Below are 10,048 nucleotides of genomic sequence, written 5' to 3'. Positions count from 1 at the left end.
CCAGGCCCAGGAGGAAAAAATCACAAATCTACATTCCTATAACCGCGTTTCAAAGACGGATTGGTTGCTGAGTCAAACAGGGAAAAATAATTGTCGTCGAGGGGGAAGAATAATTGTCGCTTGACATTGGCGTCGTATTGACGCTCAGTTCAACGAAAATCGTGAATATATTAGCGAATCTTCGCAGCAATCCCCGGCAGAATTGGGACGAAGAAGATTCGCAACAAAATAGCATTGAGGAGTAAAAGATGAAATCCATCACCAAGAACTTTGGAAAAGGGCTGTTGGTTCTGGTCCCCTTAATCGCAACGATTTACGCCATAATCAAACTCTTTACGTTTATCGACGGCCTGCTGCGAGGCATTCTTCCCTTCAATATTCCAGGATTCGGCTTTCTGGCCACGCTGGTGATCATTATCACAGTTGGTTATTTGGCTTCCAGCGTTCTTTTCCGATGGTTTTTCGATTTGATCGACCGGCTTTTCGCCCGTCTGCCCCTGCTCAAAATTTTCTATTCCTCCATCAAGGATCTTATCGGCGCCTTCGTTGGAGATAAAAAGAGTTTCGACAAGCCCGTTGCCGTAACCCTCATCCCCGGCGGCGCCGCCAAGGTCATCGGCTTCGTTACGCGGGAAAGTTTGAAGAATTTCGGCTTGGAGGATTACGTCGCCGTCTACCTGCCCCAATCCTTCAACTTCGCGGGAAACCTCTTTCTCTTCCCCAAGGATCAAGTGGAGAGACTAAAAGCGGACAGTTCCGACGTCATGGCCTTCGTCATGTCCGGCGGCGTCACAGCGGGCGGGGAGAAGAAGTAGGATGGACAGAGTTTTTTTATCTCGCAGATTCTACTGACAATCGAAGACCAAGGCCGTCGAGAATTTTTTCGAGAGTGTGAAAGCGGGGATTTCCATTTTCCGAAATAGCTTTATATAAGCTTCGTTTGGGCATGTCGATTTTTGGGGCTAACGCGGGAATGCCTCCTTGCGCTTCCACTACATCCCTCAACGCAAGTAAAAAGAGTTGCCGATCGTTTTCTTTGCGGCTGTCTTCGAGAGCCAGCCGCAGGTATTCCTTGGCGTATTCGGGATCGCGGATTTTTTCCAATTTATAAGCGTGAAAATCGATCGCAGGACTCATGACGATTCCTTTTTGTATTGATTCCAATAGTTTTTTGCCTGTTTAATATCTTGCTGTTGACTACTTTTATCCCCTCCGCAAAGCAATTAAATAAGCCGGTTTCCAGCTCGACCATAGTAAATGCGAAATCCTTTTCCAAAAGTGAACCGCAACTCGTAAACGTCTTCGCCTACGCTTTTGCTGTCTCCAAAGTTTCCATATCGTAGTTTACCCAATCGAACCTCAATCCTCTTTTGATCGCTCCTATCAAGGGATTCAAGCCATTCGATAAAAGGCGTTTTTCCGCGTTGCGTACAATAAGCCTCAAGACTCCAAACGGTTGCGTATAATTCCATAATCTTATCAATAGTGTACTATAGTTCCCTACAAATTCAACCAATTTTTTATCCAAAGCAAAAATCCTCGAAAGCGCTCTCTCTTTGGGGAAAGGGGTATGGAATAACGAAACGCGAGTTAAAAAAAGCGCTCATCAAGTATCCCGCCGCGTTTGCGGTAGAAAGGATAGAATGATTTCTCGTTTGGCTCGGATCCCTTCTTTGGTTTTTTCCACCAATCCCATTCTTATTAAATCGTCGATATCCCGTAAAATTACTATAGGCGATTTTTGGGCGTAGTATTCCGCCAACCGGGGACTCAACCGGCGGATTTTTGAAACCGGCGTGGGTTCATTTATTTGAGACAAATCCAACGCTAATTGACGGCGGCGTACATTTGTTTTTCTGGTTTTATCTTTAAACAATTCGTGAATGTAATTTCGCCACGCCACGTCATGCTGCTGTTCCCGGATAATGGCCAATTGTTCCCGCAAGCCGTCCACGAAACCTTGAATCGCATAATCCAGAAAGGGCATGACATCCCCTCCCGATCGGCTGGCGTAATCCAGCAACCGGTAATACTCATGCCGAGTCGCATTGTAGTGGTTGCTGAGAAGATGAGCGGCGGGCGTAGGAGTTCCGGCAGCTAAAAGAATTTCGAATTCCAGCAAACGCGCCGTCCGGCCATTGCCGTCGCCGAAAGGATGAATCCAAGCGAGATAGAGATGAGCCATGATGGCTTTTAAAATGGAATACGCCATGCGCGGCAGATCTGAACCTTGAAAATCCTCGTTTAAAAAAACGCATAATTTTTCTAATAGCGTTTTGCATTCGGCGGGAGTCGGGCAGCGATATTGGCCGACTCCTACGGCGTGTTTTCGAATCTCCCCCGGAATTACTTCGGAACTCAACGGCAATTTTTTTAAAACCAGCCGGTTGTAATTTTTGATTTGTTCGATCGTTATTTTTTCGCTATAGCCGGGAGAGAACAAGCGAGAGGCGATTTCATGGCAGGCTTCCAATATATTGTCTACCTCCTGACCAAGATACTCTTTGGAAGGAGGAAGCGGCAAGGCGCCCTCGATTCTCGCCCGGACTTCGCTCTCCGTCAGGGTGTTGCCCTCGATGGCCGTGGTCGCCATGATTCCTTTGGCCAGATAAACGTTATGCAACTCTTTCGCCGTCGCCGGACGCAAGGGAACGCCAGAAATATGCTCGCATTTGGATAGCGCTTCGCCCAGCAAAATCCAAAATCGCGGCTTGGCTTGGCGCAAATCCAATCGAAAAGTCAACCATGGATAAGTCTTTAAATAAGAATTCATTTTGATATTTGAAAGTGTTCATATTAAATATAATAATATCTGATAGATATGTAAATATTTATCATTTTTTGATAATGGATAAATATCAATTTTGATATATCATAATGAGTTTATTACTGAAGTAAAGGCGTTAGAGTTTCATGCTCCGCCGCATTCTTTCACCTTTGCGTCCCTCAATCGAGGCGCGGTTTGAATTTATCTAGTTTATCCAAGGGAATTTTGAGATAGGCGGCAACCAACAATAGCAAGAAATAGCCATTTCCTAATACATACCTCCGCCATAATCGCTTGGGTTCCCGATACAACCGGTACAACCATTCCAGCCCCATCTTTCGCATCCAGCGGGGCGCGCGGGGAATGCGGTTGGAATAGAAATCGAACAATCCTCCGACGCCTATTCCTACTCGCGCCCCCGTTTTATGCAGATGCTCGTCCAGCCATTTCTCCTGTTTGGGTACGCCCAGCGCCGCCAGCAACAAGTCCGTTTTGACGGCGCGGATTTTCTGGATAACCTCTTCTTCTTCTTGCGGCGAAAAGTATCCGTGATGCCATCCGCTAATTGCAAGGCCGGGGTAATTCTTGCAAATCTCTTCCGCCATTTTCTGCGCTACGCCCAGCTCTGCGCCCAAAAGGAACACCCGAAAAGAACTCTCTTGCAGAAGCGGGCACAATCGGGGGAATAAATCCGTGCCGTTGACGTTGTCCAACAATGGCGTCCCCATCGCCCGCGCCGCCCAGCGCATCCCAACGCCGTCGGCGAAAATGCAATCTCCCTTCTGCAAAATATGCAAATATTCGGAGTCGATGCGCGAGACGTTCACGCCATGGGCGTTGACGAAATAAATCCGTACTGCGCCTTCTCCCGCCAATCTCTGAATTATCTTATTGATGGCGTCCTCTATCGAGAGATTGTCGATGGGGATATCGAAGAGAGTAATACGGTTTTCCGTCATGTCGTTTTCGACCACTGGCGCAACGCCGCAAAAAACGCGGCCAGCGCCGCTGCGGGCTGGTAAGGGCTGGCTGCTTGGACGCAATACTTTTGCCGGTATGGCTCTGGATGCGAGACGACATCGCGCAAAGCTTCCGCCAGCGCTGGCGGCGTGAAATCGCGTACGATGCGCCCCGATCGTCCATTCTCGATAATCGCCGGGATTTCCCCAGCCGCCGTGGAAACGACTGGCAAACCGCAGGCCAGCGCTTCCAACGCCAGGATCGGCATCCCTTCGAAATGCGACGACATCAATAAAGCGCAGCTGGCTTGCATCGCCTCAGCCAGCCTTTCGGGCGGCAACGGTCCTAAGAGATGCGCCCGTCCGCTCAAATTCAAGCGGCGGATGCGCTGCTCCATTTCCGCTTGCAGGCTTCCTTCTCCCGCCAGGAGCAAATGAATGGCTCTTTCCGTTTCCGCCAGCTGGGAGAACGCTTCCAACGCCAGCAACGGATGTTTTTGCTTCTCCCATCTTCCCGCAAAAAGAACGAAGCGCTTGTTCGGCGGCAACCCGTATCGCTCCGCAACTTGCGTTAGGACTTTATCTTTATCCTCCGCTGGATGAAACGATTCGCCGCTTAGCCATACCGGCTGGAAAATTATATCTTCTCTTCGCTTGGGGTATCGCTTTTGCAGCGTCTCCACTCCCCGGCGGCTGACGGCGAAAATCTTATCGGCGCGTCCAACCGCCAACGACTCCATTTTCCGGTACAGCCAAGGAACATGCCGCCAGCGCACTTCGGATTGCGGTCCTGTTATTTCATCGGGATCGCCATGAAAAATCAGCGCCTTTTTTGAGCTGGGAATCGATGCGAAGGCCAGCGGCTCGATGCGGTGATAGATCAATACGTCATTATCCAAATCGAATTTTTCTCTACGCAATCGCAACGGAAATCGCAGAAACAAGGGAATCCGTCTTCGTTGGTTTGGTTGCAAATCTTTGAGTATGGGATAAAAGGCCAGTTTTTTTTCGTGAAAATCCAATTCTCTCCACGCTCCTAATGGCCGTTGATCGGGATTCTCCGTCGCTCCGATCAACGCCGTCGGCCAATCGGCCGGCGCATATTGAAACATTGTCCGAATGGCGCTTTCAATGCCGCCGATTTTGCTTCCCCAAGGATCGAAGGGATGTATAGTAACAAGGCGCGGCGTCATGGAGCCGTCTCCGGCGCGTCCGTTTGGCTGGAATCCAATTGCGTCCAGCCGCAAGCCGCCGCGAAGATTGCCCATAAACAATACTGATACGCCGTCGCCGTGATGAGGTTATCGTTCAGACTCCCAACCAGCCAGGCGATGTAAACGCCTATTGCCATTAGCGCCAGACTGCGCGCCGGTCCCGCCGCCGCGGCGTCCAGCAAGCGCCGCAGCCCCGCTCCAATCCCTATCGCCCACGCCAAAAAACCCGCCAAACCCAGCGCTCCGGTTTCCGCCAAGTAGCGCACGTAATCGTTATGTGGATCGTGTCCAACGCCTTGCGCGTTTCTCATGGGATTGATCTTAGGCGTACTATTCAATCCAAAACCTACCCACGGGCTTTTCGCCCATTCCCGGTAAAGAAACCGCCAATTGAGCAGCCGCCACGTCAGCGAGTTGGTCATGCGATGAGTGCTCTCGATTTCGTCCAAATTTTCGATGCCCATTTCTTCCCATATACGATAACGCCCCGTGGGCGTAGCAATGAATACGGCGAGAAACAGAATCCCCGCCGCCAATGCAATTCGGCGCAGCTGGCGGCTCTCGCCCATCGCGATGCTCAACCCCATTGTTCCCAGCATGGCTAAACCGGTGAAGCTGAATGTCGCCAATAGCAAGATCATTTCCCCAATCATCAACGCCATCCAAGCGGCGCGGCGTTCGCTCCATCGCCATTGCCAATAAGTCAGGCCAATCATTAACGATAAATAGAACGAAAAAGGATTGGGATGAACGAACGTCCCCTGAATCCGATGTACGCCCCGCACTATCGCTCCTTCATGAAATAACAATTGATAAAAACCTGTCAGGCAGGGAATCAACAAGGAAATAAACAACGCGGCGACAATCCGCCGTCCCCGATTTTCGCGCGCGGCGTTATGCAAAATGGCGAACAGCGGCAAATAGGAAAGCAATCGCAGCCATTCGCGTACGCCATACAAGCAGCTCGTTCCATGCTGCAAGACGGGGATAAACGCCCATAGGCAAAGAACTGTCAGCCAAGCCGCTGTAATCCAAAACAATGGCTCGGCGCCGATTCTCCAACGCTCGTTCTTTTCCAACAAGAAAAACCAAAAAACGCCAAGAGCCATTAATCCCAAACTAACGCCCCCCGCCAGGTTGAATTTTAATGGTCCCAGCGGAATGGCCGCTTCGGTTAACGCATCCAACGACGGCCTGACGACGACGATGGACAGTGCCGCCCACTCAACGCCCCAACGCCATTTTGTTTTCATATCCATTGACTCAAAAGTTCCTTCGCCAATTCCTGCGTAATCTCTACGAGATTTCCTCTCATGCTGTTCCCCATCGACATCTTCGCCAACAAATCAAGTTCATCCGTCGGAATGCGCAGCGATTTCAAATCGGCGGGAATTCCCAATTCGGCGGTCAGTTGTTCGATCACTTTCACGGCGCGATCCGCTAACGCTTCTTCGTTCGCCGATCCGCTATTCGAGAAAAGCGCCCCAATCCGCGCTAGTTTCGCTTGCGCGGCATTAAGGTTGATTCTCATCGCGTGAGGCAAGAGAATGGCGCACGCTTTGCCGTGAGGAATATCGTACAACGCGCCCAAGCCGGAAGCGAATCCATGCGCTAAACCCAATCCGGCGTTGGCTAGGCATATCCCGCTGAGCGTACTAGCCAGCAACATATTCTCTCGCGCTTCGATGGAACTGCCCTCGCGGCAAACGTCGTGGATGGACGGCAGCGCCAATTCCAATCCATGCAGCGCTAGCGCGTCCGTAATCGGCGTGGCCTTTCGCGTCAGGAACGCTTCGATCAACTGCGTGATGGCGTCCATGCCGCTGTACGCCGCTTGTTGCGGCGGCAGGCTCTCCGTCAGCTGGGCGTCGAGAATCGCAACGGCGGGAAAAAGATAAGGGCTGCGGAAACTTTTCTTGAACCGTCCCGTCCGCGAAGAGATAACGGCGTTTTTCGTAACTTCCGCTCCCGTCCCCGCCGTCGTTGGCAGGGCGATATGCGGCAGGGCTGGCTTAACAACTTGCCGTCCCGTTCCTACTTCTTCCAAGTACTCCACAACGCTGCCCCCGTTTGACGCCAATCCCGCCGCCGCTTTGGCGAGATCGATCGTAGAACCGCCGCCGATGGATACGATAACGCCGCACTGCGCCCGTCTCGCTGCATCCGCCGCCGCGTCAACCGTCTCTACGTCCGGTTCGCCGGACGGTTTTTTATATTCGACAATTTTTATGCCTTTGGATCGCAACGAATCGAAGACGATGGAGGTTTGACGTAGAGATTGGCTGTAAATTACTAGCGCCGTTTTTGCAAATTCCCCGGCGATATCTCCAGCCGCCGCCGCTTTTCCCGCCCCTACGATAAGTTTCGTTGGAGAGTAAAATTGAAAGTTCATGGCTATTTACCCTAATGTGTTTTTAACCATAGAATTCTATTGTGAGCCTTTCGCGTCCGAATGCAAAGACGAAACGGCGAAACGAGCGCGGGCGTTTTGACTGTATAGGAATACTATCTCGCGTTTCTCATCTTCTCGCTCTTTAGTAAAGGGATAAAGGCAAGGAAATTTATAACGATTCTTGGATATGCCCAAAATTGCAGTGGAAAGGCTAAGGCGTTTATTCGATGAAAATAATATACTTCGATGCGTTCTCTGGAATCAGCGGGGATATGTGTTTAGGCGCCTTAGTGGATGCGGGCTGTCCGCTGGAAGAAATTAAAAACCATCTGGCCGGTCTGAATATACCGGGATTCGACCTGCGCGCCGAAAAAGTTCAACGCGGCCCACTGGCGGGGACTCAGGTTCACGTCCAGGTGGAAGAAGAGCATCACGTCCATCGCCATCTCGCCGACGTGCTGCAAATCGCCGATCGCATAAGCTGGCCGGGCAATGTCCGCCAGCGCATTGAACAAGTCTTCACCGCCCTCGCCCAAGCGGAAGGCAAAGTTCACAACAAACCCTTCGATCATATCCATTTTCACGAAGTCGGTTGTTTCGACGCCATCGTCGACATCTCCGGAACCTTGCTCGGCCTTCATCTCTTGGGCGTCGAGCGATTCGCTTGTTCCAAAATCCCTGTCGGCGAGGGATTTTCCGGCGAAACGCAGCATGGCCGCCTGCCGCTGCCCGTCCCCGCCACGGCGGAACTCTTGCGCGGCTTCAGCCTCTATTCCAACGGCGGAACGTTGGAGATGGTTACTCCCACCGGAGCGGCTCTGCTGAACGCCCTTTGCGCGGGATCATCTCCCATGCCCTCTATGATTCTTGAGACTGTGGGATACGGCGCCGGTTCCCGCGTTATCGAGGGGAGGCCGAATTTGCTGCGCGTTTTCCTCGGCGAGGCCGAAGCCGGACGCGACGTTATCGCCGTCCTCGAGACCAATATCGACGATATGAATCCTGAATTCTTCGAGCCGCTGATAGAGAGCCTCTTCCAAGCGGGAGCGCTCGACGCGACTTTGACTCCCATCATGATGAAGAAAAATCGGCCCGCCACGCAGCTGACGGTTTTGGCGCCGCTTCATTTGAAAGAAGAGCTGGCCCGCGTTGTCTTGCGCCAAAGTTCCACTATCGGTCTCCGCTTTTACGAGTGCGAGCGCCGCACGCTGCTGCGGCAGTCCGCCAATGTCTCAACTTCCTGGGGGCCGATTCGAGGAAAAGTCAGCTGGGGCTTCGGCGTAGAAAAGCGCTTCACGCCAGAATACGACGATTGCATGAAAATTCACCGCGAGACCGGCGTTCCCATCGCCCGTATATATGAAGAAGCGCAGCGGCGCTTCGATCCCGATTCCATACTTTCATCTCAGGACAATCAATAATGAAATCCAAGAAGTTTCAAATCGTCGCCGCTCTCATCCTGGGTGGATTCTGTCTCTATCTTTTTTCCCAAAGCATTGACGATTGGTCTGTCGTCTGGGCGCACATGTCCCAAGTTCATATTGGTTATTTCCTGCTGGCCATCGCTGTGCAGGTTCTTTCCATGTTGATTCGCACTATACGCTGGCAAATTTTTTTAGGACAACCGCTTGTTCCTTTGGGGAAATTGTTTTTGATCAATAACATCGGCTTTATGGCCAACGGCGTGCTTCCCGCCCGCATGGGCGAATTGATCCGGCCTTTCCTCGTTTGGCGCTCCTCCACTCACGCCTTTTCCACCGCTTTGGCAACCATCATCATGGAGCGCGTCTTCGATCTGTTGGGTTTATTGCTCATCCTCGCCTTTGTTTTTTGGATTTATCCCTTTCCCGCCGCCCCGCCCGCCGGCGCCGATTTCTCCCAACCTATCACGGCTATCAACGGCGCATCCGCGCCTCAAATCGCTAATCCATTGGATTGGATCGAAGGGATCGCCAAGATGGGCGTCTTTGTCTTCATCGCCCTTATCGGCGCCATTGGCGTCATGAGTTACGCGCCGGAATGGAGTCTGAGAACGGCGGAAAAATTGTTCCGGCCCCTGCCGCAAAAAATATCCAGACCGATGCTGAAAGCTGTGGAATCTTTCGAGAAAGGCGCATCAACTTTGCGCCGCCCGCTCGCGATTCTTTATTGCATTCTTTTAACTTTGTTATTATGGATTTCGGTTACTTGGAGCGAGCTGGTTATCTTCTGGTCGTTGGATATTACCATCATTAGCATGACCGGCGCGTTATTCGTCATGGCGGGGCTTTGCTTCGCCGTCATGTTTCCCCAAATGCCGGGCTATGTGGGCATGTATCATTTCGCCTTGCTGGTTATTCTGAACCGCACTTTTTTTATCGAAAAAAACACGGCGGGCGCGGCGGCCTGGGTGATGTGGCTTTCGCAAGTGCCGCCGACGATCCTCTTCGGTTTTATCTGCCTCGTTATCATGGGCGTTTCCTTCAAGGAGATTTCCCATATCCAGGATCGACTTCCGGCCAATGAGGAAAAATAACGCCGCTTCCTAAAGGCAGCTGCCGATGCAATTACCCTACGATCAGGAACTGCAAGCGCCGCAGGCCCTATTGGATTGGATTCGCCAGTTGGGATTGGAAGTGGATATCCAGGAACTGGACCGTTGCCCTGTACGTCCCTTTATTCTCTCGGAATATCAATTATCGCCGCCAAAGATTATCGTCTACCGCTATCTCCCCAT

The 10,048-nt window shown here is 51.6% G+C and carries 10 protein-coding genes; 4 read left to right on the top strand and 6 right to left on the bottom strand.

Features of this window, described 5'->3' with window-relative positions:
* Window positions 1-113: 113 nt before the first annotated feature.
* Both AB1656_05545 and AB1656_05540 read left to right on the top strand, forming a co-directional pair.
* On the top strand, window positions 114-245 hold the full coding sequence (locus AB1656_05545) for a hypothetical protein (protein ID MEW6234832.1): 132 nt from the start codon (window positions 114-116) through the stop codon (window positions 243-245).
* 3 nt (window positions 246-248) lie between these two features.
* Window positions 249-815 (top strand): DUF502 domain-containing protein, encoded by a 567-nt coding sequence (locus AB1656_05540; protein MEW6234831.1) that lies wholly within the window; start codon window positions 249-251, stop codon window positions 813-815.
* A 16-nt stretch (window positions 816-831) separates the two neighbouring features.
* Here the strand turns inward: AB1656_05540 and AB1656_05535 are convergent, their stop codons facing one another.
* The 6 genes from AB1656_05535 to AB1656_05510 all read right to left on the bottom strand — a co-directional run bounded on the left by AB1656_05535 (window position 832) and on the right by AB1656_05510 (window position 7,332).
* A complete protein-coding gene (locus AB1656_05535; GenBank protein ID MEW6234830.1) occupies window positions 832-1,137 on the bottom strand; it encodes a transcriptional regulator in 306 nt (101 codons plus the stop codon).
* A 469-nt stretch (window positions 1,138-1,606) separates the two neighbouring features.
* On the bottom strand, window positions 1,607-2,773 hold the full coding sequence (locus AB1656_05530) for a Fic family protein (protein ID MEW6234829.1): 1,167 nt from the start codon (window positions 2,771-2,773) through the stop codon (window positions 1,607-1,609).
* A gap of 173 nt (window positions 2,774-2,946) precedes the next feature.
* On the bottom strand, window positions 2,947-3,726 hold the full coding sequence (locus tag AB1656_05525) for a WecB/TagA/CpsF family glycosyltransferase (GenBank protein ID MEW6234828.1): 780 nt from the start codon (window positions 3,724-3,726) through the stop codon (window positions 2,947-2,949).
* Window positions 3,723-4,919, bottom strand: a complete 1,197-nt coding sequence (locus AB1656_05520; protein ID MEW6234827.1) for a glycosyltransferase family 4 protein — start codon at window positions 4,917-4,919, stop codon at window positions 3,723-3,725. Before AB1656_05520 ends, AB1656_05525 begins: the two co-directional genes overlap by 4 nt.
* Window positions 4,916-6,199 (bottom strand): O-antigen ligase family protein, encoded by a 1,284-nt coding sequence (locus tag AB1656_05515; GenBank protein ID MEW6234826.1) that lies wholly within the window; start codon window positions 6,197-6,199, stop codon window positions 4,916-4,918. Before AB1656_05515 ends, AB1656_05520 begins: the two co-directional genes overlap by 4 nt.
* Window positions 6,190-7,332 carry an iron-containing alcohol dehydrogenase gene (locus tag AB1656_05510; protein ID MEW6234825.1) on the bottom strand — a complete coding sequence of 381 codons (1,143 nt, stop codon included), beginning with the start codon at window positions 7,330-7,332 and terminating at the stop codon, window positions 6,190-6,192. Before AB1656_05510 ends, AB1656_05515 begins: the two co-directional genes overlap by 10 nt.
* Window positions 7,333-7,559: 227 nt before the next feature.
* Here AB1656_05510 and larC point away from each other — a divergent pair, with 227 nt between their 5' ends.
* Both larC and AB1656_05500 read left to right on the top strand, forming a co-directional pair.
* The gene (gene larC, locus AB1656_05505; protein ID MEW6234824.1) at window positions 7,560-8,753 is read left to right on the top strand and encodes a nickel pincer cofactor biosynthesis protein LarC; all 1,194 of its coding nucleotides are present in this window, start codon (window positions 7,560-7,562) and stop codon (window positions 8,751-8,753) included.
* Window positions 8,753-9,847 carry a lysylphosphatidylglycerol synthase transmembrane domain-containing protein gene (locus tag AB1656_05500; GenBank protein ID MEW6234823.1) on the top strand — a complete coding sequence of 365 codons (1,095 nt, stop codon included), beginning with the start codon at window positions 8,753-8,755 and terminating at the stop codon, window positions 9,845-9,847. Before larC ends, AB1656_05500 begins: the two co-directional genes overlap by 1 nt.
* The last annotated feature ends 201 nt before the right edge of the window (window positions 9,848-10,048 follow it).

The organism is Candidatus Omnitrophota bacterium (assembly GCA_040755155.1).
Taxonomy (GTDB): Bacteria; Hinthialibacterota; Hinthialibacteria; order Hinthialibacterales; family Hinthialibacteraceae; genus JBFMBP01.
This window is presented reverse-complemented; position numbering and strand designations above follow the sequence as displayed.

Bases quoted from the DNA above. Each gene is read 5' to 3' on its own strand.
- AB1656_05525 (MEW6234828.1), bottom strand. From the start codon at position 3,726: ATGACGGAAAACCGTATTACTCTCTTCGATATCCCCATCGACAATCTC.
- AB1656_05515 (MEW6234826.1), bottom strand. From the start codon at position 6,199: ATGGATATGAAAACAAAATGGCGTTGGGGCGTTGAGTGGGCGGCACTG.
- AB1656_05540 (MEW6234831.1), top strand. From the start codon at position 249: ATGAAATCCATCACCAAGAACTTTGGAAAAGGGCTGTTGGTTCTGGTC.
- AB1656_05535 (MEW6234830.1), bottom strand. From the start codon at position 1,137: ATGAGTCCTGCGATCGATTTTCACGCTTATAAATTGGAAAAAATCCGC.
- larC (MEW6234824.1), top strand. From the start codon at position 7,560: ATGAAAATAATATACTTCGATGCGTTCTCTGGAATCAGCGGGGATATG.
- AB1656_05500 (MEW6234823.1), top strand. From the start codon at position 8,753: ATGAAATCCAAGAAGTTTCAAATCGTCGCCGCTCTCATCCTGGGTGGA.
- AB1656_05510 (MEW6234825.1), bottom strand. From the start codon at position 7,332: ATGAACTTTCAATTTTACTCTCCAACGAAACTTATCGTAGGGGCGGGA.
- AB1656_05520 (MEW6234827.1), bottom strand. From the start codon at position 4,919: ATGACGCCGCGCCTTGTTACTATACATCCCTTCGATCCTTGGGGAAGC.
- AB1656_05530 (MEW6234829.1), bottom strand. From the start codon at position 2,773: ATGAATTCTTATTTAAAGACTTATCCATGGTTGACTTTTCGATTGGAT.